The sequence below is a fragment of the Lysobacter sp. Root690 genome (assembly GCF_001427785.1).
Lineage (GTDB): Bacteria > Pseudomonadota > Gammaproteobacteria > Xanthomonadales > Xanthomonadaceae > Lysobacter.
The window spans coordinates 87,208-111,312 of record NZ_LMHM01000012.1; the positions used below are offsets into that span (position 1 = coordinate 87,208).

Consider the following 24,105-nt stretch of genomic DNA (forward strand, 5'->3'; position numbering starts at 1 on the left):
ATTTGCTAACGCGAGTCAGTGGCTTCGCGGCGCTGGATGAACTGCGCGACCTCAGGCCCAAGCCAAAGGCAAAGGCAAAGCCGTATGGCCTCCCTGTAGGAGCGGCGCAAGCCGCGACCGCGACATCACGGCCACGACGCAGGCGACGAGGTCGTCGCGATGACGCGACCGCCCACAGGAGTGGATCAAGACAAAGGCAAGTGAGCTGCCGGCGACCTCGTGGTCACATCCCGCCCCCCACCTAGGTCTTCAGTCATGGGTGCGCAATTGCAACCCTCGCCGCCCCCGCCACATCTCTATTACCGAACCCGGCAGCCACGCTCCACCCACCCGCGGTACCCCCGGCAACAAGCACCAGCGGGGCATGACTAAAGGGGGATATGACTTCCGGCATATAGTTACTTCTACTTAGGTGTTGTAGATTACCAACACACCGAAGCACTACAACCCCACGACACAGGAAACCACCATGAACACCCAGACCGCCAACACCGTCACCACCACCACCGCGACCACCGCCCCGGCCGCCGCCCCGACCGCCCCGGTCGCCCGCCACATGCACCGCCAGCGCGACTTCGGCGTCGGCTACGGCAACAGCAGCGGCTACGCCAGCAACCGCAGCTACGCCAGCAACTGGGTCCAGCCGCGCTTCCGTTTCGCTTGATCGCGGACCGACCGTCCATGGACCGGCTGATTCCGGCAAGGACCTCCACCCTCTCGTTCTCACCCGGACCGGCGCGCACCCCCGACCTCCCCCGCGCGCCGTTCCGGGTCCACTGAGACCCGGCCGTCCCCGAATCACCGCTCCAGCAGCACCGGCAACACCCCTCGCAGCACCTCAGGATCACCAACCGACCGGCCACGACTGGCCCGGCCCGGCCATCGCCGCTATCGTGCAGCGATGAACCCATCCGACCCCGCACCCACCGCCGCGCGTCCACTGTTCCGCGGCACGACCACCGTCGACGACCTCAACCGGCTCTCGCGCAACACCGCGATGGAACCGCTCGGCATCGTCTTCACCGAAATCGGCCCGGACTACGTCCGCGGCACCATGCCGGTCGACGCTCGCACCCACCAGCCCTACGGCCTGCTCCACGGCGGCGCCTCGGTCCTGCTCGCCGAAACCCTGGGCAGCAGCGCCGGCAACCTGTGCTGCGCCGAAGGCAAGGTCTGCGTCGGCATCGAGATCAACGCCAACCACCTGCGCGGCGTGCGCAGCGGCACGGTCACCGGCACCGCCCGGCCGATCCATGTCGGCGGCAGCACCCAGGTCTGGGACATCCGCATCGAGGACGAGGCCGGCAAGCTCGCCTGCATCTCGCGCCTGACCCTGGCCGTGGTACCCAAGATCTGAAGCGGCGAGTAGGCTAAGGTCCCGTCCGGCACGCCCCGCGCGCCGGCACCGCGCCCACCGCGAGGCTCCGTGCGCCGACCCACCATTAAAGATGTCGCCGAGCTGGCCCAGGTCTCGCTGAAGACCGTCTCGCGCGTGATCAACGACGAATCCGGCGTCCGCGCCCGCACCCGCGCGCGGGTGCACGAGGCCATCGCCGAACTGGAATACCGCCCCGACCCGTCCGCGCGCAGCCTGCGCAGCGCGCAGCCGTATGCGCTGGGGGTGGTCTACGACAATCCGAATCCGTACTACATCATCAGCGTGCAGAACGGCGTGCTCGCCGCCTGCCGCGAGACCGGTTACGGCCTGCAGATCCATCCCTGCGATTCGTCCTCGCCGTTGCTGGCCGCCGACCTGATCGACCTGGTCCAGGGCGCGCGCCTGGCCGGCCTGGTGCTGGCGCCGCCGATGTCCGAACGCAAGGAACTGGTCGCCGAACTGGTCGCCCACGGCATCCGCCTGGTCCGCATCGTCTCGGCCGCCGAGGACCCCAAGGACGGCTCGCCCTGCGTCTGGGTCGACGACCGCGACGCGGCGTACGACATCACCGAACACCTGATCCAGCTCGGCCACCAGCGCATCGGTTTCCTGTGGGGCGGCAAGTCGCATCTGTCGAGTTGGGAACGCTACAAGGGCTACGCCCAGGCGCTCGCCGACTACGGCATCGTCGAGGACGAAAACCTGGTCCTGCCCGGCGACTATTCCTTCGACGACGGCTTCCGCGGCGCGCGCCGCCTGTTCGCGCTACCCGACCGGCCGACCGCGATCTTCGGCAGCAACGACGAAATCGCCGCGGGCGTACTGGCGGCGGCAAAGTCCTCGGGGATGCACGTGCCCTACGACCTGTCGATCGCCGGCTTCGAGGACAGCCCGTTCTCCAAACAGTCCTGGCCGACCTTGACCACCGCACGCCAGGCGACCGAAGAGATCGCGCGGCATGCGGCGTATCGCTTGATCGCCGAATTGCGTCGCGACGGCGATCAACAGGCCGAGATGCCGGCGAACGAGGGATTCAGCCCGATTCTGGTGGTGCGTGGGTCGACCGCGCCGCCGCGGCCGCTTGCGGGGGCTTGATCGGCGCTGATTGCTGGATCGGCTCGAAGGTGGGATTCGTCGTCGATTGAACCACCATCGATCGATGCGCATGCGGTTGCTCCCACTGCTGCTCACGCGATTGCTTCCACGTAAGCCGCGTCGACTCCGTCTGTCTCGCCTTTGCTGTTTTCTCGCCGTTGCTGTTGCTTTTGCTGTTCCCCCCTTTGGAAAAGGGGGGCAGGGGGGATTCGCTTTGGCTTTGGCTTTGGCTTTGGCCCTAGCCGCTTTCATCACTTGAAAAGATAAAGCGCAGAGCAAAAGCGAATCCCCCTGCCCCCCTTTTCCAAAGGGGGGAAAAACAACAGCAGGGGCAACAGCCGCGGCGCTTACGCAATTACGCAGTCGCTCGTCACGTAGTTGCTCACTCAGTCGCTCACTTAGTCACTCAGTCGCTCAACCACGCAACATCACCGCCGCGCGCGCCAGCGCCTCGATCTGCGCCCAATCCCCAGCCTTCACCGCCGCCGCGGGCGCCACCCACGAGCCGCCGACACAAGGCACATTCTTCAACGCCAGATACTCATGCGCGTTGTTCGCGCCGATCCCTCCGGTCGCGCAGAAGCGCAGCTCCGGCAACGGGCCGCCCAAGGCCTTGAGCGCGGTCGCGCCGCCGATCGATTCGGCCGGAAAGAATTTCAGCTGGGTGTAGCCGTGCTCGAGTAAGGCCATCGCTTCCGACGCGGTCGCCGCACCCGGCAGCCACGGCAGATCGATCTCGCGCGCCGCGGCGATCAAGCCCGGCGAACTGCCCGGCGACACCGCGAAGGTCGCGCCGGCCTTCAAGGCATCGACGAAATCCGATGGCCGCCGCACGCTGCCGACCCCGACCGCCGCGCCCTCGACTTCGGCCGCGATCGCGCGCACCGCGTCCAGCGCGACCGGCGTGCGCAAGGTCACTTCGATGGCCGGCAGACCGCCGGCGACCAGCGCGCGCGCCAGCGGCACCGCGTCCTTGAGATCGTCGATCACCAGCACCGGCACCACCGGCGCAAGCGCCAATACCGCGGCGACGCGCGCTTGCAGATCCTGCATCGAACTCATTGCTTGGCTCCGGTTGGGGTTGGGGTTGGGTTTGGGTGGGGCGGTGGTGCTTTGGTTTGTGGGAGGCGATGAATGATTCCGCGTGACATTCAGTCGCGCATACGACTTATGTCCAGATCCTCGCGGATCTCTCACATCGTCATTCCCGCGAAGGCGGGCTCCGCCTTACTTCGGCGTAGCCGAATATCCAGTGACTTCAAACGTTCTCGCACGAAAGGCTCTGGATTCCCGCCTTCGCGGGAATGACGATCTGGAGAGATGGCGCTAAAGCCTTTGCATCCTCAGCTCAACCGAAATCGGACAGAGCCGCCTTCGCAGAAACGAAAAATAAAAAATTTCACATCATTCAAGGCCGCGCAGCCACTTCATCAATATGCTTGAGCAGATCCGCCGGATCTTCGTAAACCCGGAACGCACCCGCGCGCTCAAGCTCCTCCTGTCCATAACCGCCCGACAACAGCCCGACCCCAAGCGCCCGCGCGCGACGCGCGGCCAGCAGATCCCAGATGCTGTCGCCGACCACCACCGAATGCTCGATGTCGGCGCCGAGTTTGTCGGCGGCGGCGAGGAACAGGTCCGGATCGGGCTTGGCGTACTTGACCATGTCGCGGGTGATCACCACGCGCTGCTCCGGATCGACACCGAGCGCGATCAGGTTGTGACGCGCGGTTTCCATGCGGCCGCTGGTCGCGATCGCCCAGGGAATGTCGTTGGCGGTCAGATACGCGAGCAGTTCGACCGCGCCCGGCAACGGGCGGATCTGGGTCGCCTGGCGGCCGTAGGCTTCGGCGTGCAGGCGATGCAGGCGCTCGATCCGCTCCGGGGTGATGTCGATACCCGTTTCGCGAAGCAGGATGTTGGTGAACAAACCGCCGCTCATGCCGATCTTGCGGTGGATGCGCCACACCGACAGCGGGATGCCGTCGGCGTCGAGCGCCTGCTTCCAGGCGAGCACGTGCTGATAGACGCTGTCGACCAGGGTGCCGTCGAGATCGAACAGGAAGGTGGTGCGGGCGGGGGCGGGCATGGGAGGCGTCCGGGGATTCGGGATTCGGGATTCGGGATTCGGGATTCGGGATTCGGGAAAAGGCTACGGGTTACGACGACTATTTGATTCGTCATTCCCGCGAAGGCGGGAATCCAGCGACTTCAAACGTTCTCGCACGAAAGGCACTGGATGTTCGGCTCCGCCGAAGTAAAGCGGAGCCCGCGTTCGCGGGAATGACGACTTGAGAGATTCGCGGGCATACACGGCAGCGACATCGGCCAACTCTCCATCACCGAACCAAACCGAATTGAGTCGAGCCAAACCGACCGAACTAATCCAACCCAATCAAAGCGTCACCGACCCAAACACCCCCGCCCCGCGATCCGCCGGCGCGGCGTAATCGCGGAACGCGGCGAACAATTCGCGGCCCATGCCGACGTGATGCCCGGACAGATCGGCCGTCGCGTTTTCGCGCGCATCCCAGTCGGCGGGTTCGACCACGTTCAAGGTCCCTTCGATCGCATCGAGCCGCAGCACGTCGCCGTCGCGCAACTTCGCCAACGGTCCGCCCGCCATCGCTTCGGGGGTGATGTGCATCGCCGCCGGCACCTGACCCGACGCGCCGGACATGCGGCCGTCGGTCACCAGCGCGACGCGATGGCCGCGCTTCTGCAGCACGGTCAGAGTCGGCGTGAGCTGATGCAGTTCGGGCATGCCGTTCGCGCGCGGGCCCTGGAAACGCACGACCACGATCACGTCGCGATCGAGTTCGCCGCGTTCGAACGCCTGCTTCACGTCCTGCTGTTCGACGAACACCCGGCACGGCGCTTCGATCACCCAACGATCCTCCGGCACCGCCGAGACCTTGATCGCGGCGGTGCCCAGATTGCCGCTGAGCACGCGCAAACCGCCGTCCGCGCGGAACGGTTCGCTGACCGGCCGCAGCACCGCGGTGTCGCAACTGGTTGGCGTGCTCGGCACGTATTCGACCTGACCGTCCGCGCCGAGTCGCGCTTCGACCCGATAGCGCGCCAGGCCATGTCCGGCCACGGTCTCGACATCGCCGTGCAGCAGACCGTGATCGAGCAACTCGCCGATCAGATAAGCCAGACCACCGGCGGCGTGGAAATGATTCACGTCGGCACTGCCGTTCGGATACACCCGCGCCAGCAGCGGAATCGCCGAGGACAGCGCGTCGAAATCCTCCAGCCGCAGATCGATGCCGGCCGCGGCGGCCATCGCGATCAGGTGCAGCAGATGATTGGTCGAACCGCCGGTCGCGTGCAGGCCGATCACACCGTTGACGATCGCCTTCTCGTCGACGATGCGACCGATCGGACGGTAGTCGTCGCCGAGCGCGGTGATCTGCGCGGCGCGTTGCGCGGCCAGCGCGGTCAGCGCATCGCGCAGCGGCGTGTTGGGATGGACGAAGCTGGAACCGGGCAGGTGCAGGCCCATCAGCTCCATCAGCATCTGATTGGAATTGGCGGTGCCGTAGAAGGTGCAGGTGCCCGGGCCGTGGTAGCTGCGCGCCTCGGCTTCGAGCAATTCGTCGCGGGTCGCCTCACCGGTCGCGTAACGCTGGCGCACCCGCGATTTTTCGTCGTTCGGCAGGCCCGAGGTCATCGGCCCGGCCGGCACGAAGATGCCCGGCAGATGGCCGAAATGCAGCGCGCCGATCAGCAGGCCCGGCACGATCTTGTCGCACACGCCCAGGTACAGGCCGGCGTCGAACATGTCGTGCGACAACGCGATCGCGGTCGACATCGCGATCACGTCGCGCGAGAACAGCGACAGCTCCATGCCTTCGCGGCCCTGGGTCACGCCGTCGCACATCGCCGGCACGCCGCCGGCGACCTGCGCGGTCGCGCCGCAATCGCGCGCGGCGGCCTTGAGCAGATCGGGATAGCGCTCCAGCGGCTGATGCGCCGAGAGCATGTCGTTGAACGAGGTGACGATGCCGAGGTTGGGCGCGTAACCGCTGCGCAACGCGGCCTTGTCGCCGGTCGAACAGGCCGCGAAACCGTGGGCGAGATTGCCGCAGGACAGGCGTCGCCGATGCGGGCCGCCGCTACCGGCCGCATCGATGCGGGCGAGGTAGGCGGTGCGGCGCGCGCGGCTGCGTTCCTGGATACGGTGCGTGACTTGCGCGACAACTCGATGCATTGGGGTATTCACGTTTACTCAGTCAGTGCGAGGCCCCTTCCGAAGAGGCCGAACAGTTCCCCCCTTCGAAAAAGGGGGGTTAGGGGGATTTGCTCTTCCTACACCTTCCGCAGAAGCAAAGGCAAAAGCAAATCCCCCCACGCCGTCAGGCGGCGTGGCCCCCTTTTTTTCAAAGGGGGCGACAGCAAAGGCCGAAGTGGGAGGGGAGGGAACTCTGGCCTGGCTGTCGAGACACCCAATTGGATCGCGGGCATCAAATGAAACGCTTGGAAACGAGTGCGGGTCTTCGATTGGAACGGATCAAGGACTCCAATAAAGCGTCGGCGTGACCGGCGCGCCGCTCAACACCGAACGGATCGGCAAGCTGCAACGCGGATCGCGCTGCGCGGTATCGAGCACCGCGCGCTTCTTGCCGCCTTCGATATGCAGGTACAGCGCCGGCGCGGTGAAGATCGCGCTCAGGGTCAGGGTCATGCGCGGCTCGGGCATCGCCGCGGTGCGCACCGACATCACCGGCGCGCGGCCGCGCGGTTGCAGACCGATCTCGCGCAGCGCCGGGTTGTCGTAGCCCAGGTCCGGGAACAACGAAGCGACATGGCCGTCGTCGCCCATGCCGAGCACGGCGACATCCAGCGGCAAACCTTCGTTGGCGATCTTGGTCAGCACCGGCATCAACGCCATCTCCGGCGTTTCCGTCGGTCGGTACAACGGCAGCAGGCGCGCGACCGCGGCGTTATGCTGCAGCAGGTTCTCGCGCAGCAGACGTTCGTTGGAACGCGGATGCTCCGGCGGCAACCAACGTTCGTCGATCGGCAGCACGGTCACTCGCGCCCAATCCAGCGTCTGCGTCGACAGCGCCTGGAAGAAACGTTTCGGCGTGTTGCCGCCCGACAAGGCAATGCAGGCTTCGCCGTGACGGGCGAGCGCACCGCGCAGATCGGCGGCGACCTGTTTGGCCAGCGCCTGCGCCAATTGTTCGCCGTCGTCGAACAGGCGTTCGTGCAAGGGCAGCGGCAAGGGTTCGATCACGGTCAGTCGCTCAGCCTGCATCTTCATGCCAGGTTCTCCCGTCGCGTTCAATCAAGGCAACCGCGGCGCTCGGGCCCCAGCTGCCGGCGGTGTAAGGACGCGGCGCGTCGGCGCTCGCGGCCCAGGCGGCGCGGATCGGATCGATCCACTTCCACGCCGCGTCGACTTCGTCGCGGCGCATGAACAACATCGGATTGCCGCGCACCACGTCCATCAGCAGACGCTCGTAGGCGTCGGCCTGACGGCCGCCGAAAGCCGCGGCGAAACTCATGTCCAGCGGCACGTGGCGCAGGCGCAGGCCGCCGGGGCCGGGCACCTTGTTCATCAGCCACAGCTTCACGCCTTCGTCGGGCTGCAAGCGCAGCACCAGCTTGTTCGGCGCCAGCCGGCTGGACGGATCTTGTTCGGTCAATTCTTCGAAGATCGAATGCGGCACCTGGCGGAAGGTCACCACGATCTCCGACACCCGCTCGCCCAGGCGCTTGCCGGTGCGCAGATAAAACGGCACGCCGGCCCAGCGCCAGTTCTTCACTTCGGCCTTGATCGCGACGAAGGTTTCGGTGAGCGACTGCGCGCCGAGTTCGTGCGCATAGCCCGGCACCGCGGCGCCGTCGACCGCGCCGGCCTTGTACTGGCCGCGCACGGTGGATTGCGCCGCGTTGCCGTTGACGATCGGACGCAGCGCGCGCAGCACTTTCAATTTTTCGTCGCGGATCGCATCGGCGGCGAGCGAGGACGGCGGTTCCATCGCGACCAGGCACAGCAGCTGCAGCAGATGGTTCTGGACCATGTCGCGCAACGCGCCGGATTTGTCGTAGTACGGCGCGCGCGATTCCACGCCCACCGTCTCGGCCACGGTGATCTGCACGTGGTCGATGTGCTCGGCCTTCCACAGCGGCTCGAACAGCGCGTTGCCGAAGCGCAGCGCGGTCAGGTTCTGCACCGTTTCCTTGCCGAGGTAATGATCGATGCGGAAGATCTGGGTTTCGGCGAACACCCGGCCCAAGGCGTCGTTGATCGCATCGGCGCTGACCCCGTCCTTGCCGAGCGGCTTTTCGACCACCACGCGGGTCTTCGGCCCGACCAGACCGTGCGATTGCAGGCGGTCGCCGACGATGCCGAACAGGTCCGGGCCGACCGCGAGGTAGAACACCCGCACGCGTTCGTCGCCGCTGAACTCGGCCGCGAACTCCGGCCAGCCGCCATCGGAGCTCAGGTCGAGCCGGCGATACAGCAGCAGATCGAGGAAGCCGTCGATCGCGGCGGACTCGCGCGCATCGAGGTTGGCGAACTTGGCCAGCGCCTCGCGCACCCGGCTGCGGTAATCCGCGTCGCTCTGGGTGTCGCGGGCGATCGCGACGATGCGGGTGCCGGCGACGATCTGTCCGTCGGCATAACGGTGGAACAGCGCCGGCAGCAGCTTGCGCAGGGCGAGGTCGCCGGTGCCGCCGAAGATCACCAGATCGAACGGGGCCAACGGGGCGAGATGCGGCGCTTGGGACGTGGTCGGCACGGTGTAGACGCTCATGGACAGGCTCGGACAGGTCTGGGTTTAACCATACCAGTAAAGATACCAGTAAGATACCACTTCGACAAATAGACGATAAATCAACGATTTATCAAGGTTTAACACGGCTTTGTTGCCGCCAGTGGTCTACGACTGGTATCTTTTTACCATGCAGTCCTATTTGCAAAGCGAGTTCCGCCGCCAGACCGACGCGCGCCGCGCGCCGGCCTATCAACACCTGCGCCGGACCCTGCAGCACGCGATCGACAACGGCGAACTGACCGCCGGCCAGGCCCTGCCCGGCGAACGCGAGCTCGGCAAGCTGCTCGACCTGTCGCGGGTGACCGTGCGCAAGGCCATCGCCGGCCTGGTCGCCGACGGCCTGCTGGTGCAGCGCCAGGGCGCCGGCACCTTCGTCGCCGAGCGCATCGTCAAATCGTTCTCGCGCCTGACCAGCTTCACCGACGACCTGCGCGCGCGCGGGCTCGATCCGCGTTCGACCTTTCTCGAACGCGGCGTCGGCGAGGTCACGCCGGAAGAGGCGATGGCCTTGAACCTGTCGCCGGGCGCGGCGGTGATTCGTTACTACCGATTGCGCACCGCCGACGGCGTGGCGCTGGCGCTGGAACGCACGGTGGTGCCGCTCGCGGTGCTGCCCGATCCGGCGCTCGTCGAAAACTCGCTGTACGAAGCCTTCGCCAAGCTCGACATCCGCCCCGCGCGCGCCCTGCAACGGCTGCGCGCGATCGCCTTCGACGCCGAACAGGCGCGGCTGATGAACCTGCCCGAAGGCGCGCCCGGATTGTTCATCGAACGCCGCACCTTCCTCGACGACGGTCGTGTCGTCGAGTTCACTCGATCCTTCTACCGTGGCGACGCTTACGACTTCGTCGCCGAACTGCAGAGCGAACCCACGCCGTGAGCACCCACACCCTGCTGGACCCGACGAGCACGCGCATGTACGCCGAGGCGCACGAAGCCGGCGACGCGGTCGCGCGCCAATTCGCCGCCAACGCCGACATCGTCGACGAGCTGACGCAACGCCTGCAAAAGCAACCGCCGCGGTTCATCGTGACCTGTGCGCGCGGCAGCTCGGATCACGCCGCGACTTACGGCAAATATTTATTCGAAACCCAGTTGGGGTTGGTCACCGCCTCGGCCTCGCCCTCGGTGGGCTCGGTGTATGCGATCCGACCCAAGCTGGAAGGCGCGCTGTTCGTGGCGATCTCGCAGTCGGGCAAGAGCCCCGACCTGCTGCGCAACGCCGAGATCGCCAAGGCCGCCGGCGCCTACGTGGTCGCGCTGGTCAACGTGACCGATTCGCCGTTGGCGCAGCTCGCAGACACCGTGCTGGGCCTGCACGCCGGTCCGGAAACCAGCGTCGCGGCGACCAAGAGTTATCTGTGCTCGCTGGCCGCGCTGCTGCAACTGACCGCGCGCTGGAGCAACGACGCGGCGCTGTTCAACGCCGTGCATGCCTTGCCCGATGCGCTGCGCGAAGCGTCGAAGCAGGATTGGTCGCCGCTGGTCGAAGGCCTGACCGAAGCGCGCAACCTGTTCGTGATCGGCCGCGGTCTCGGCTTGGGCGCGGCGCAGGAAGCCGCGCTCAAGTTCAAGGAAACCTGCGGCCTGCACGCCGAAGCCTTCAGCAGCGCCGAGGTCAAGCACGGGCCGATGGCGATCGTCGGCCCCGGCTTCCCGGTGCTCGCCTTCGCTCAGGACGACGGCACCGGCGACGGCACGGTCGCGGTCGCGCGCGAGTTCCGCGCGCGCGGCGCGCCGGTGTGGCTGGCCGCGCCGGGCATCCACGGCGGCGACGCCTTGCCGCTCGCGCGCTCCTCGCATCCGGCGATGACCCCGCTGATCACCGTGGCGAGCTTCTACCAGGCGGTCAACGCGCTCGCGGTCGCGCGCGGCTACAACCCCGACCTGCCGCCGCATCTCAACAAAGTCACCGAGACGGTCTGAGGAACGCATCGCCATGTCCGTCAATGCCGGCGCCCTCGCCTTCGTCAACGGCCGCGTTCTGAGCGAACGCGGGTTCGAACCGGACCTGAGCGTCATCGTCGAGGACGGGCATATCGTCGCGGTATTGCCCGGGCCCGCGCCGAAGGGCGTCGAGGTCGTGGATCTGCACGGCCAGTACCTCGTGCCCGGCTTCATCGACACCCAGGTCAATGGTGGCGGCGATGTGTTGTTCAACGATGCGCCCGATGTCGACGGGCTGCGCCGCATCGCCCAGGCGCATCGCAAGTTCGGCACCACCGGCCTGCTGCCGACGCTGATTAGCGACGATGTGTCGGTGATGCTGCGCGCGATCGACGCGGTGCGCGAGGCGATCGCGCAGAACGTACCCGGCATTCTCGGCATCCACCTGGAAGGCCCGTACCTGGCCGCCGCGCGCAAGGGCGTGCACAACCCCGACAAGTTCCACACGCCCAGCGAGGCCGAACTCGACCAGATCGCCTCGCTCGAAGTCGGCAAGACCCTGCTGACCCTGGCGCCGGAACGTTTCGACAACACGACCTTGCAGGCCCTGGCAGCGCGCGGCGTAGTGCTCAGCGCCGGCCACACCGCCGCCGATTACGACCGCCTGCGCGATGCATTCGCCCATGGCGTCAGCGGCGTGACCCATCTGTTCAACGCGATGACCCCGCTCGGCAGCCGCGAACCCGGCGGCGTGGGCGCCTGCATCGAAGATCCGAACGCGTGGTGCGGAGTGATCGTCGACGGCGAACACGTCCACGACGCCTCGTTGCGTATCGCCATCGCGGCCAAGCCGCGCGGCAAGATCATCCTGGTCACCGACGCGATGCCGCCGGTCGGCGGCGCGCAGGACGACTTCGTGCTGTACGGCCAGACCATGACCTGCCGCAACGGCAAATGCACCACCGCCGACGGCACCCTCGCCGGCTCCGCGCTCGACATGGCGACCGCGGTGCGCAACACCGTGCAGCGGCTCGGCCTGCCACTGGACGAAGCCTGCCGCATGGCCTCGACCTACCCGGCCGACTTCATCGGCCTGGGGCACGAACTTGGGCGAATCGCGCCGGGGTATCGCGCCGATCTGGTGGCGTTGGACGATGGGTTGCGGGTTACGGATAGCTGGATCGCCGGCTTGGGTTGAGCGCCGCGTAATCGTTCAAATCTTCGCGCTCGTTCAAACCTGCCGCGTTGCAACACCCGCCCGTGCTGTTCCCCCCTTTGCAAAAGGGGGGTAGGGGGGATTCGCTTTTAGCTCGGATCGCAACAGCATCCCAGCAAAAAGCGAATCCCCCGCGTCGCAAGCATCCACCTCGCCACCGAATAAACGCCGGGCGCCCGCCCCCTTTTCCAAAGGGGGCAAGCCAACGCGCTTGTCCGTACGAAATACCGACATCGCGATCGCAAACTGCCGAACCATGAAGCGAACGCTTTTGCTGTTCCTCCCTTTGGAAAAGGGGCTGGGGGATTCGCTTTTCACTCAAGTCATCGGCGCAAGCTCAATGCAACCCCACCTTCCCCTTCATCGCCTCGAAAATCGCATCGGTCTTGTAGCCCTTGCCTTCCTTGAACACCAACGGCATCCGCTCGATCGCGCTGGCATCGCGGGTCGGATCGCCATCGATCATCACCACGTCCGCGCGCTTGCCCACTTCCAGGCTGCCGATGCTCGCATCGCGACCCAGATAGCGCGCACCGTTCAAGCTCGCCACCCGCACCGCCTCTTCGAACGAGAAACCGGCCTCGACCATCAGCTGGATCTGGCGCTTGCTCGCATACCCCGGAATCACCCCGCCGTAACCGGTCGGATCGGTGCCGGCCAGCAACAGACCGCCGGCATCGACGAAGCGCTTCTCCCACCGGCCGAGCTTGGGAAACAACCGCGCCCATTCCCAATCGGCCGGCTTGGTTTGCATCGATGCCCAGCCCGCTTCGTATTGCTCGCGCACTTCCGGCAGCAGCATCGACAGCGCCGCCTCGGGCACCTTGGGCCGCCGCGCTATCAGGGTCTCGAACACCGGCAGGGTCGAGGTGATCGCGACCTTGCGCGCGACCAGCAGATCGATCAACTCATGCATCCGCGGCGCATCCACGTCGAGATCGGCGAGCGAGCGGGTGATCGAGGCCGGACAGGTGTCGGCCTGCTTGTCGGTCACGAAGTCCGATGCGAATGCAAAGCCGTGTTCGAGATTGTCGATGCCCATCGCCGAGGCTTCGGCGAAGGTCACCGAACACAGGTGCGCGGTGACCTTGCGCGAACGCCGGTGCGCGACCTCGATGATGCGTTGCAGCTCATCGCGGCGAATGTGCATGTAGGCCTTGTACGAATCCACGCTCTCGTCGGCCCAGTAACTCACCGCGCGTTCGGCGTCGTCCGCGCCGTTGACCACCTTGACCGCGAGCACCGCCAAGCCGGGGCCGTTGAGCAGCGGCGCGGTCACGTCCATGTCCGGTCCGGCGATCGCGCCGGCCTGGATCTGCGCGCGCATGTTGAGGTCGGCGTACGGCAGCATCGCGCCGGCGGTGCGCAGCGTGGTCACGCCGCCGGCCAGATACAGCGCCGGAAAGCTGTAGACCATCTCCGAATAATTGCCGTGCCCGGTCGGATAGAACATGTGCTCGTGCATCATCACCAACCCCGGCAACAAGGTCTTGCCGCGCGCGTCGATCACGGTCGCGTCCTTCGGGATCGCGATACGTCCGCTCGCGCCCAACGCGCGGATCTTTCCGTTTTCGATCAGCAAGGTTTGATCGCGCCGGATCGGCGCGCCGGTGCCGTCGACCACGTCGGCATGGGTGAAGGCCAGCAAGGATTGCTCGTAGGCCAGGAACGGCGATTGGGCTGGTGATTTGGCCGGCGCCTGGACCGCGGCCGGCGCGGTCGCGGGCTTGGTCGGCTCGGCGGCGCCGACGGCCACGGACATGCACAACGACAACGCGAATGCGATCGAACGACTCAAGTTCATGACGGCTCCCCAGCCTGGCGCGAATGATCCGCTGCGAATGAAACGGCGACGGCTCGCGTAGCGCGTCCGTTCCTCAGTATCGGCGCTTCGCCGACACGGCACCTGTCCGTGCTTGGCGGGTGCGGGGCGGGTTTACTTAGATCGATGGCGAGGTATTTACTGGCGTTACTCGACGCCCTGTTTGACCATCTTCTTGGGCCTGCTCTTCGCGGCGCCGAATAGGCCCGCTCTGCCATCCTCGGCGATGAACTGCGCGACCAGCGATGCGTAAGGCTCGGGTGGACGCGGCACCTTGTCGTCGGCAATGGCGAGCTGCTCCTTTGCCAGCAACCGCACGCAGTTCCAGGCCAAGGCCGCGGCATATTGCTTGAGCAACTTCGCGCCGTCGGCGAGAAGCGCTTCGTGGGCTGGCGGGTGCTCGCTGGCATAGCTACTGGTGTCGCAGGCGGCGCGAGCGACTCTGCGTCCGCTCTTGACCTCGACCAATTGCATCTGCGCCGAGTAGAGCAACTGATAGTTGTTCCAGTCGCCGGGATAATAACCGTAGCGCCAGAATGCGGTACGCACATTCAGCACGTAGTCCGCTTCGGGGTGGGTGTTCGCCACCTCCTTGGCCCGAGTGGCGTCTGTCGCCGTCGTATCCACCGCTCGTGTATCGGCGCCATGTACATCACGTAATGCTGCGGCAAGCTGTTCGCGGATGATGACGGCCGGATCTTCGATACCGTTGTCGCGCACCAGGTTTTTTCCGGATTGCTTCGTCGCTACCGCACCTAAAGGGCCGAGCAAGGCCTTGCCTCCGGTAACCGCCGCCAAAACCGGCGGTTCGTGCAAGGTGACCGCGACAACCTTGCCCTTCAGCAGCGCGGCGGTCTGCATCGACAGATTGATCGTCGCTTCAGCGGCAAACGCCGACGGAACTGCCAGCAAAAGTGCTGTCGCACAGAACACGAGCTTCAAGATACGGTCCCCACGTGGATGGTGCGCTTGCTTGTACCAGACCCTCGGTAATCATCCAACATCCGCACCAACCATCAACGCATCACCGCATCAACCCCGCATGCTGCGCCAATACCCCGCGCGCGCTGTTGCGCCAGTCGGTTTCGCCCAGCACGACATCGGCGTAGGCCGCGCGCATCTGCCGCGCCACGCGATCGAACGGCATCGCGCCGATGCCGGCGCCGAGCGCGGGGCTGGTCAACGACGCGATCGCGCCGGCATGGTCGCGATTGTGCGCATCGATCGCGATCAGCGCGGCGCGGAAGGCCAGATAGACATGGGTGGTGCGATCCACCGGCATCGGCACGCGCATGGTCGGCGCGCTGATCAGGAACGGGAACTTCGGGTGGCGGGTCGCGACCACGATCGCCTGGCCGACCGGCAGTTCGCCGCCGTGTTCGGCGCGTATCCGCGCCTGCACCGCGTCCTGCAGTTCCCAGCCGAAGTAGCGCGAATACAGCAGGTCGATGCCGCCGTCCATGAAACCGAAACTGTTGGCCGGGCTCAGGATCGCATCGGCCGGCGCGTCGAGGATGTCGCCGACCTCGATCGTGGCTTCGGATTCGCTGAAAACTGCTCGCCAGGCCTCGGCCATGTCGGGGTCGAGCGTGCGCAGGTGCAGCATCAGGGGCATGGGGACGGTGTTCCTGGCATGGATTGGCGGATGGCGAATCGATTGAACAAGACGACGGTGAAACAGGCGCGGCGGCACGGCGGCCGACCCAGCCGAGGTCGCCTTTCGTCCTGAAAATCTGTCCATTTCACGGAACTTTTATACCTGCCGGCGCCGCTGGTAGCACAGTACGCAAACGGTCTAGCAAATGGAGATGCACGATGGGTGAGCCCACCGGTTCCAGCAATGGACAGACACCGCCGCCGAGCGGTTCGCCGACCCCGCCGCCAGACGTGCGCCTGCAGCCGTTCGGCATTCCATTGCCGCAGCCGCAGTGGCCGGACATGTCCGCCACCGGGCCTTGGCCGCTGCCGCCGGCGTCACCACCGGGCACGGTGCCGGGGTTCCGCATTCCGCCCTCGCAAGACCCGCTGAGCGTGCTCGGCCCGGGCCTCGGCGCGGCCGGATTGACGGCGCCGGTCACCCTGCCCGGGCGGTCGGAAGGATCGGGCATCACCTGGTCGGGCAACACCCCGTTGCTCGGTCACTTTCAGCGGCAGACGATCACCGGCGCGGACGGCAGCGTGACCTCGATCGGCGCCACCCTCACCGATCCGCGGAACGGCGTGGTGTCGGGGTACGCGGGTGCGAGCACCGGCCCCTTCAACCTGGCCATTGGCGGCAACTCGAACGGCTTCGTGGCCGCCGGCAGCCAGACCAACGGCGTCGACACCCTGTCGCTGGGCGTGGCCGGCAACCTGCAGACCCAGACCTACACCGGCTTCGGCAGCCTGCAGCTCGGCGTGAACCAGTGGACCGCGCAGTATTCGCAGTCGCCGGCCGGGGCTAGCGCATCGCTGGGCGCCGCGCGCGACCTCGGCGGCGGGACCTCGCTCAGCGCCGGGGTGAACTACAACGGCGCAACCGACACCACCCGCTTCAACGGCGCCTACGCCGGCGGGGCGCACGGCTTCAACCTCAACGGCGCGGTCGTGCTCAGTCCGCAGGGCACCCGGATTGAAGGCGCCGCCAACGCGCCGCTGGGAACCAACGACTGGCTGCGCCTGGGCGTGGCCGGCTCGGTCGGCCCGGGCGATGCGCACAGCTACGGCCCCACGGTTTCGGCCACCCTCGCGCCGGGCCTCACCGCGAACGGCCAAGCCCGGTTCGAACGCGACCTGACCGGACGCGATTCGTTCACCGCCGGCGCGGACTTCCGCTACCGGATGCCCGACAGCCCGTTCAGCGTGCGCGCGGGCGGTTCGGTGACCGACGGCCGGCCGCAGGGCTATATCGGCTTCGATCTGACCTTCCCGTTCGGCGGCGGCTCGCGCTCGCCGGCGCCGTCCAGGGATCACTTGCCCGATCGCCGCAGCGCACTGGAACCGCCGGCGCCGGTCGAAGGTCGCGCGCCGACCGGACCGCGCACCGCGTCGGCCGCTGACGACCCGAACGCGCTGATCCATGGATTGATGACCGGCGACCGCGGCGCCCTGGACGCGGCGCGCAACCTGCCCGCGGGCCAGGAGATGCGCCGGCAGGCGGTGGCCACCGTCGATCGCCAGGAGCAACAGGCGGCGCAAGCGCCCGAGACCCAACAAGCGGTGCAGCCGGATGCGCCGTCGCGTGGAGCGCGCTCGATCGGCTAGGCGGTGCCCGAAACGCTGACGCGGTGGATCGGAGCCTGCAGGTCTCGACCCGAATCGGGCGACGGCTACGGACAAGGCTCGGCTACAACGAGCCGGCAAAACGCCGCGTTGCCGCGGCGCGGCTATCGATCCGCTGACGCCGGATCGCGCGCCAACACCGCATTGAAGACCTCGACCACCGTCGCGCTCGCCACGCGCCGCTCGCCTTCGGCCACGTCAAACACGCGCCCGGGCCACACCAGGCCCGGATAGGCCTCGGGTGTGAGGAACCACACCCACGCCTGCGCCCGCGCGCCCGGTTCGACGCTATCGGTATCGATGAACTCATGCCGCACCGAGGTCCAGTAATCCACGCGCACCGCGTAGGCCGGCGAGTAACCGCTGAGGACGGCGCTCGTCCTCCCGCCATGCTCCGCCGCAAGCAGTTCGAACAGCACGCGCGCATCGGCGGGACGTTGATTCGCGGCTGACGGCATCGTGTTGTCTTCGCTCAAGTGAAGTGGCAATGCGCTCGCCGCGCCGCCCTGTTACGACCAGACCGCCGCAGGGTTTGGAACCGCGCGCTTTCGGACCACACGGTAGCGCACGTCACTATCGGCCGCGGCCAGGGCGCCCCCGCCCCGGCACACCCGCTCCGCCTTTCGGCCCCAATCCCCGCGATTGCTATAATTCCGAGTCTTTGCTCGGTCCCCGGCGCGCCACCGCCGGTCCGGCCCATCGCTGCACCGTCCGCCGAACGCCCCCGCCAGCCAACCCGCGGCACCGCCGCGAGAGCCCGCCATGACCAGCACCGCAGAACTCAGCTCGCCCTCGTCGGCGAATACCTCCCTGACCAACAGTGTCCTCGACCCGGATTACGGGCTGGAGCACAAGTACACCCGTCAGGAAGGCCGCATCTACCTGTCCGGCGTGCAGGCGCTGGTGCGCCTGCCGCTGATGCAGCGCCTGCGCGATCAGGCCGCGGGCCTGAACACGGCCGGCTTCATCTCCGGCTACCGCGGTTCGCCGCTGGGCGGATTCGACCTGGAGCTGTGGCGCGCGCGCAAGCACCTGGAAGCGGCCGGGGTGAAATTCACCCCCGGCCTCAACGAGGACCTGGGCGCGACCATGGTCTGGGGCACCCAGCAGACCAATCTGTTCCCCGGCGCCAAGGTCGAAGGCGTGTACGGCATGTGGTACGGCAAGGGCCCGGGCGTGGACCGCACCGGCGACGTGCTCAAGCACGCCAACGCCGCCGGCACCAGCAAGTACGGCGGTGTGCTGGCGCTGGCCGCCGACGATCACGCTTGCCGCTCCTCGACCTTGCCGCACGGCTCCGAGGGCGAGTTCACCAGCGCGATGATGCCGATCCTCAACCCGGCCGGCGTCCAGGACATCCTCGACATGGGCCTGATCGGCTGGGCCATGTCGCGTTACACCGGCCGCTGGGTCGGCTTCAAGACCATCGCCGAAACGGTTGAATCGTCCGCGTCCGTGGACGTCAATCCGCTCGCGCTCAACATCATTACCCCCGACGATTTCGTCCTGCCGCCGGGCGGCCTGAGCATCCGCTGGCCCGATCCGCCGATGGATCAGGAGATGCGCCTGCACCAGTACGCGGTCAAGGCCGCGCAGGCGTTCGCGCGCGCCAACAAGATCGACCGCATCGTCATCGATTCGCCGAACGCGCGGCTGGGCATCATCACCACCGGCAAGAGCTACCTCGACGTGCTGCAGGCGCTCGAATACCTCGGCCTGGATCAGCGCGCGTGCTCGGACCTGGGCATCCGCGTGTACAAGGTCGGCATGACCTGGCCGCTGGAACCGGTCGGCCTGCGCGCGTTCGCGCGCGGCCTGGACGACATTCTGGTGGTCGAGGAAAAGCACGCCTTCATCGAAAGCCAGATGAAGGAGTCGATGTACAACTGGGACGGCGAGCGGCGTCCGTCGATCGTCGGCAAGTACGACGAAAGCGGCGAGTGGATTTTGCCGTCGACCGGCGAACTGACCCCGGCGCGCATCGCCGGCGTGATCGCGCGCCGCATCCAGCGCTTCCACGACAGCGAACACATGCGCGAAGTGCTGCGCTGGATGGAAGAGAAGGAAAGCGAACTCGCCTTGCCGCGCGCCTCGTTCCCGCGCGTGCCGCATTACTGCTCGGGCTGCCCGCACAACACTTCGACCGTGGTGCCGGAAGGCTCGCGCGCGCTCGGCGGCATCGGTTGCCATTACATGGTGACGTGGATGGATCGCGACACCAACACCTTCACCCACATGGGCGGTGAAGGCGTGACCTGGTCGGGGCAGGCGGCGTTCACCGAAACCCAGCACGTGTTCCAGAATCTCGGCGACGGCACCTATTTCCACAGCGGTTCGCTGGCGATCCGCCAGTCGGTCGCGACCGGCGTCAACATCACCTACAAGATCCTCTACAACGACGCGGTCGCGATGACCGGCGGTCAGCCGGTCGACGGAACCTTGTCGGTGCCGCAGATCGCGCATCAGGTGCGTTCGGAAGGCGTGCACACGATCGTGTTGCTGTCGGACGATATCGGCAAGTGGCACAAGCGCGAAATCTTCCCGAGCGACATGGAGTTCTACGATCGCTCCGAGCTCGACGCGGTGCAAAAGCGCCTGCGCGAAGTGAAGGGCACCAGCGTGCTGATCTTCGATCAGACCTGCGCGACCGAGAAGCGCCGCCGCCGCAAGCGCGGCAAGATGGTCGATCCGCAGAAGCGGGTCATGGTCAACACGCTGGTGTGCGAAGGCTGCGGCGACTGCGGCAAGAAATCGTTCTGCGTGTCGGTGCTGCCTAAGGAAACCGAGTTCGGCCGCAAGCGCGAGATCGATCAGTCCAACTGCAATAAAGACTATTCCTGCGTCAATGGTTTTTGCCCGAGCTTCGTCACCGTCGAAGGCGGCGGCGTGCGCAAGAAGAAGGGTTCGGCCAAGGATCGCCTCGCCGACCTGCCGATGCCGTCGCTGCCGTCGCTCGACACGCCGTGGAATATCCTGATCACCGGCGTCGGCGGCACCGGCGTGGTCACCATCGGCGCGTTGCTCGGCATGGCGGGGCACCTGGAAGGCAAGGGCGCCAGCGTGCTCGACCAGACCGGTCTGGCGCAGAAGGGCGGCGCGGTCACCACCCACATCCGCATCGCCAAGACCCCGGCCGACATCCACGCGGTGCGCATCGCCGCGGGCGAAGCCGACCTCGTGCTCGGCTGCGACATGGTCGTGGTCAACGATTACTGGGCGCTGTCGAAGGTGCGCGCCGGCCGCAGCCAGGTCGTGCTCAACAGCTACGAAGCGATGCCGGGCACGTTCACCACCCGTCCGGACATGCAGTTCCCGGCGACCGACATCGTCGCCGCGATCAAGCAGGCGCTCGGCGGACAGGATCCGCTGATCGTCGACGCGACCCAGCTCGCCACCGCGCTGCTCGGCGATGCGATCGCGACCAATCTGTTCATCCTGGGCTACGCCTGGCAGCGCGCGCTGGTGCCGATCACCTTCGATGCGCTGATGCGCGCGGTCGAGCTCAACGGCGCGGCGATCGAAATGAACAAGACCGCGTTCGCCTGGGGCCGCCTGGCCGCGATCGATCCGCAGTCGGTGGCCGAAGCCGCCGGCGTGACCCGCAAGGTGCCGACCGCGGCCGAAGCCACTCCGCACGACCTGCCGCATTTGGCGCCGGGCGAATGGGAAGGCAACGAATGGGGCGCCACCTCGGCGCCGCGCGCGACCCGCAACGAAGACGAGCTGCGCCACGTGCCGGCCAAGGCCGACGGCGACAACGTCGCGTTCCTGCCGCTCGACGACCTGCGCCTGTCGCGTTCGCTCGATGAACTGATCGCGCGCCGCGTCGCGTTCCTGACCGAGTATCAGGACGCCGCCTACGCCAAGCGCTATTCGGACTTCGTCGCCAAGGTGCGCAGCGCCGAGCAGGCCAAGGCGCCGGGTTCGACCGATCTGGCCGAGGCGGTCGCGCGCTACTCGTTCAAGCTGATGGCGTACAAGGACGAGTACGAAGTCGCGCGCCTGTACACCAGCGGCGATTTCCAGCGCAAGCTGGAGCAGCAGTTCGAAGGCGATTACAAGCTCAAGTTCCACCTCGCCCCGCCGCTGCTGGCCAAGAAGGACGCGCAGGGCCGCCTGATCAAGCAGGAATTCGGCCCGTGGGTGTTCACCGCGTTCAAGTGGATGGCGAAACTGCGCAAGCTGCGCGGCGGCACCTTCGACATCTTCGGCTACACCGAGGAACGCAAGATGGAGCGCCAGCTGATCGCCGATTACGAGCAGACCATCGCCGATCTGCTGCCGACCCTGGACGGCGGCAACGTCGACCTGGCCGCCGAGATCGCCGGCATCCCCGAGCACATCCGCGGCTACGGCCACGTCAAGGAAGATCACCTGCACAAGGCCAAGGCGCGCGAAGCGGAGTTGCTCAAGGAATACCGCAATCCGCTGCGGATCGTGCAGGCGGCTTGAGGTTTGGTCGGTCGCAATAAAAAGCCCCGCGAAAGCGGGGTTTTTTATGGGCGAGAGGGCAAGAGCAAATCCCCCCTGCCCCCCTTTTTCAAAGGGGGGAACAGCACGGGACGATCTGGCCGAAATCGAAGCGATGTGACCCACACGATCTGAAACATCCCTGCAGGAGATTCCCCCCTTTGAAAAAGGGGGGCAGGGGGGATTTGCTTTTGAAGCGCCAAGTGAGATCGCTGTCGAAACGCGCAAGCCAGGCCGCGCCGATCAAACAGCCCCGAACGCGGACAAATCCGAGCGGAGTCAGACCGATATCGGACAGATTCACGCCAACCCGATCGAATCGCGTCGCAGTGCGCTAAGCTGCGGATCAAAAAACCTCGAAAACCCCATCGGCCCCTGCGCCTGGCGCAAGCCGATCCCCGCGAGGAGGTTCCGCTCAGATGGCCAGGCGGCGGATGAGCTCGCTCGCCGCGTCGCGGACCTTGGACGAATCGGTGGGCATGCGCGAATCGGTAAGGGACACCTTGACCAGTTCCATCCGCGCCGTTTCCAGCGCGGCATCGCTGTAATGCGCGATCGCGTGGCGCCGCCAGTCCTGTTGCGTCGCCGAACCCTCGGCCAACAAATGCAGAAACTCCGTGAAGCCCTCGTGGGCTTGCTGCGTTTCCTTCGGCGCCGCCGTCATGACCGTTTTCCTCGAGATCGAACCGTGCGCGATCAGATCGCGCCTGCCAGCGCGCGCCTGACGACGTTCGCCGAATCACCACGGCTCACCATCGCATAGTTGTAGTCGCCGCGCGACCAGTATTGCGCGAACAGATCGCCGTCGCGGCGGTCGCCGCGCGGCAGCAGGTGGCGCTGCGGGCCGGGCGGCCGGATGTAGAAGCTGATCGCGTTGCCGGACGGGTCGGCATACACCACCAGCGCCGCCGCGCCCTGTTCAGTCGACAGCATCCGCACTCCCGACGGACGGAAGCCCGCCGCGCTCAGATCGGGCAGCCGCATGGGCGCGCGGAAATTGGCGTCGAGCCAGGTCTGCAGGTCGCCCGTACCGTCCGTGCGATCAAGGCGCAGATCGTGACGCACCGCGAACAAGCGATGGGCGGCGATCGCATCGGCCATCGGCAGCGGTCGCGCTTGCGCCTGCAACGACGGCGCGTCGACCGACTGCGACCACACCCGCGCCTGCCAACCGCCGAGGCCGCCCACGCCGATGCTCAGCACGATCGCCGCGGCCATCGCGTAACGCGCGTTGCGCTTGCGGGTGAGGCCGCGGCGCAGGCGCGCGGGGTCGAGTTCGGGCTGCGCGCTCAGGGCGTCGCCGGCCAGCGCGGCGCGCAGTTGCTGCGCATCGCGTTGCCATGCGCGCAATTCCTCGGCCGATTCGGGATGACGCGCGAGCCAGGCCTCGACTTCGGCGCGACGCGCGGCATCGAGACGTCCGTCGACGTAAGCATGCAGATCGTGTTCGCTGGGGATGTTCATTCGACGGCGCTCGCACAGTGCGATGGAAAACTATGGATCATCCGAACAACTTCACTAAACGACTTCATTTCAACAACCTCAACGCCGGCCCCGGCGTCTCGCCTTCGCTGAGCCGGCGCAAGGCCTGACGCGCGCGCGACAGCCGCGACATCACCGTTCCTATCGGCACCTCGAGAATGTCGGCGACGTCCTGATAGCTCAGCCCTTCCACCGAGACCCACAGCAGCAGGCTGCGCTGCTCGACCGGCAGGCGTTGCATCGCCTCCAACGCCGAGCGCGCGACGAACTCGCGTTCGGCCGAGGGTTGATGCTCGTTGCCGGCCAGACCCAATCGCGACAACAGCCCGGCGTAGCGCTGCGAACGCCGCTGCGCATCGAGGAATTGGCGGTAGACGATCGCGAACAGCCACGGCCGCAGCGCCTGATCGTCGTGGCGGCTGTGCCAGCGGGTGATCGCGCGCTCCAGCGCGGCCTGGACCAGATCGTCGGCCGCGTGCGGATCGCGCGTGAGCCAACGCGCGAAACGCCGCAACGACGGCAGTTGTTCGCGCAGGGCGGTGTCGAGCTCGTGGGCGGGCATGGGCGGGCGGAGCGGGCGCTCGGAGAGGACGTCATGGGTGAGACGCCGCAGGCCGCAGTTTATTCCGTCGGCCCGCTGATTCCGTTGAGGATGATTGCGTCGATCGCTTTATTCCATCCAGCCGGGAATAAACCCCGC

20 protein-coding genes are annotated in these 24,105 nt (G+C 66.7%); 8 read left to right on the top strand and 12 right to left on the bottom strand.

Going from position 1 to position 24,105, the window contains the following annotated elements:
- Positions 1-469 precede the first annotated feature (469 nt).
- The 3 genes from ASD86_RS08255 (at position 470) to ASD86_RS08265 (ending at position 2,473) form a co-directional block, all read left to right on the top strand.
- Entirely contained in the window at positions 470-664 is a 195-nt protein-coding gene (locus tag ASD86_RS08255; RefSeq protein ID WP_036103540.1) for a hypothetical protein, read from the top strand.
- A 237-nt stretch (positions 665-901) separates the two neighbouring features.
- A complete protein-coding gene (locus ASD86_RS08260) occupies positions 902-1,357 on the top strand; it encodes a hotdog fold thioesterase (protein WP_046658634.1) in 456 nt (151 codons plus the stop codon).
- Positions 1,358-1,426: 69 nt separating this feature from the next.
- On the top strand, positions 1,427-2,473 hold the full coding sequence (locus ASD86_RS08265) for a LacI family DNA-binding transcriptional regulator (protein ID WP_036103539.1): 1,047 nt from the start codon (positions 1,427-1,429) through the stop codon (positions 2,471-2,473).
- Positions 2,474-2,887: 414 nt separating this feature from the next.
- Here ASD86_RS08265 and eda read toward each other — a convergent pair whose 3' ends face one another.
- The 5 genes from eda to zwf all read right to left on the bottom strand — a co-directional run bounded on the left by eda (position 2,888) and on the right by zwf (position 9,246).
- Positions 2,888-3,535 (bottom strand): bifunctional 4-hydroxy-2-oxoglutarate aldolase/2-dehydro-3-deoxy-phosphogluconate aldolase, encoded by a 648-nt coding sequence (eda, locus tag ASD86_RS08270; RefSeq protein ID WP_056109362.1) that lies wholly within the window; start codon positions 3,533-3,535, stop codon positions 2,888-2,890.
- Positions 3,536-3,881: 346 nt separating this feature from the next.
- Entirely contained in the window at positions 3,882-4,562 is a 681-nt protein-coding gene (locus tag ASD86_RS08275) for an HAD family hydrolase (protein ID WP_036103531.1), read from the bottom strand.
- Positions 4,563-4,868: 306 nt separating this feature from the next.
- Entirely contained in the window at positions 4,869-6,689 is a 1,821-nt protein-coding gene (edd, locus tag ASD86_RS08280) for a phosphogluconate dehydratase (RefSeq protein ID WP_056109364.1), read from the bottom strand.
- 300 nt (positions 6,690-6,989) lie between these two features.
- Entirely contained in the window at positions 6,990-7,745 is a 756-nt protein-coding gene (pgl, locus tag ASD86_RS08285; RefSeq protein ID WP_056109366.1) for a 6-phosphogluconolactonase, read from the bottom strand.
- Positions 7,729-9,246 (bottom strand): glucose-6-phosphate dehydrogenase, encoded by a 1,518-nt coding sequence (gene zwf / locus ASD86_RS08290; RefSeq protein WP_056109369.1) that lies wholly within the window; start codon positions 9,244-9,246, stop codon positions 7,729-7,731. Before zwf ends, pgl begins: the two co-directional genes overlap by 17 nt.
- Before the next feature lie 148 nt (positions 9,247-9,394).
- On the opposite strand from zwf, the gene ASD86_RS08295 reads away from it, so the two are divergent.
- From ASD86_RS08295 to nagA, 3 genes are read left to right on the top strand one after another with little or no spacing between them, the layout of a single operon-like run.
- On the top strand, positions 9,395-10,147 hold the full coding sequence (locus ASD86_RS08295; RefSeq protein ID WP_036103525.1) for a GntR family transcriptional regulator: 753 nt from the start codon (positions 9,395-9,397) through the stop codon (positions 10,145-10,147).
- 35 nt (positions 10,148-10,182) lie between these two features.
- A complete protein-coding gene (locus ASD86_RS08300; protein WP_056110623.1) occupies positions 10,183-11,193 on the top strand; it encodes an SIS domain-containing protein in 1,011 nt (336 codons plus the stop codon).
- A 13-nt stretch (positions 11,194-11,206) separates the two neighbouring features.
- Complete coding sequence (gene nagA / locus ASD86_RS08305) at positions 11,207-12,352, top strand: N-acetylglucosamine-6-phosphate deacetylase (protein ID WP_056109371.1); 1,146 nt, start codon at positions 11,207-11,209, stop codon at positions 12,350-12,352.
- Between the two features lie 355 nt (positions 12,353-12,707).
- On the opposite strand, the gene ASD86_RS08310 is transcribed toward nagA, so the two are convergent.
- The 3 genes from ASD86_RS08310 to ASD86_RS08320 all read right to left on the bottom strand — a co-directional run bounded on the left by ASD86_RS08310 (position 12,708) and on the right by ASD86_RS08320 (position 15,807).
- Entirely contained in the window at positions 12,708-14,174 is a 1,467-nt protein-coding gene (locus tag ASD86_RS08310) for an amidohydrolase family protein (protein WP_235567704.1), read from the bottom strand.
- A gap of 165 nt (positions 14,175-14,339) precedes the next feature.
- Positions 14,340-15,134 carry a hypothetical protein gene (locus tag ASD86_RS08315; RefSeq protein ID WP_157476327.1) on the bottom strand — a complete coding sequence of 265 codons (795 nt, stop codon included), beginning with the start codon at positions 15,132-15,134 and terminating at the stop codon, positions 14,340-14,342.
- Between the two features lie 82 nt (positions 15,135-15,216).
- Positions 15,217-15,807 carry a macro domain-containing protein gene (locus ASD86_RS08320; RefSeq protein ID WP_056109375.1) on the bottom strand — a complete coding sequence of 197 codons (591 nt, stop codon included), beginning with the start codon at positions 15,805-15,807 and terminating at the stop codon, positions 15,217-15,219.
- 200 nt (positions 15,808-16,007) lie between these two features.
- On the opposite strand from ASD86_RS08320, the gene ASD86_RS08325 reads away from it, so the two are divergent.
- Positions 16,008-17,435: a hypothetical protein gene (locus ASD86_RS08325; protein WP_157476331.1), complete on the top strand. Its 1,428-nt coding sequence runs from the start codon at positions 16,008-16,010 to the stop codon at positions 17,433-17,435.
- Between the two features lie 122 nt (positions 17,436-17,557).
- Here the strand turns inward: ASD86_RS08325 and ASD86_RS08330 are convergent, their stop codons facing one another.
- Entirely contained in the window at positions 17,558-17,929 is a 372-nt protein-coding gene (locus ASD86_RS08330) for a hypothetical protein (protein WP_056109379.1), read from the bottom strand.
- 286 nt (positions 17,930-18,215) lie between these two features.
- Here ASD86_RS08330 and ASD86_RS08335 point away from each other — a divergent pair, with 286 nt between their 5' ends.
- Positions 18,216-21,905: an indolepyruvate ferredoxin oxidoreductase family protein gene (locus ASD86_RS08335; RefSeq protein WP_056109381.1), complete on the top strand. Its 3,690-nt coding sequence runs from the start codon at positions 18,216-18,218 to the stop codon at positions 21,903-21,905.
- 433 nt (positions 21,906-22,338) lie between these two features.
- Here the strand turns inward: ASD86_RS08335 and ASD86_RS08340 are convergent, their stop codons facing one another.
- From ASD86_RS08340 to ASD86_RS08350, 3 genes are all read right to left on the bottom strand, one after another.
- Positions 22,339-22,587: a hypothetical protein gene (locus tag ASD86_RS08340; protein ID WP_056109383.1), complete on the bottom strand. Its 249-nt coding sequence runs from the start codon at positions 22,585-22,587 to the stop codon at positions 22,339-22,341.
- Between the two features lie 32 nt (positions 22,588-22,619).
- A complete protein-coding gene (locus tag ASD86_RS08345; protein WP_056109384.1) occupies positions 22,620-23,387 on the bottom strand; it encodes an anti-sigma factor in 768 nt (255 codons plus the stop codon).
- Between the two features lie 64 nt (positions 23,388-23,451).
- Positions 23,452-23,967 carry a sigma-70 family RNA polymerase sigma factor gene (locus tag ASD86_RS08350; protein WP_056109386.1) on the bottom strand — a complete coding sequence of 172 codons (516 nt, stop codon included), beginning with the start codon at positions 23,965-23,967 and terminating at the stop codon, positions 23,452-23,454.
- Positions 23,968-24,105: the final 138 nt, after the last annotated feature.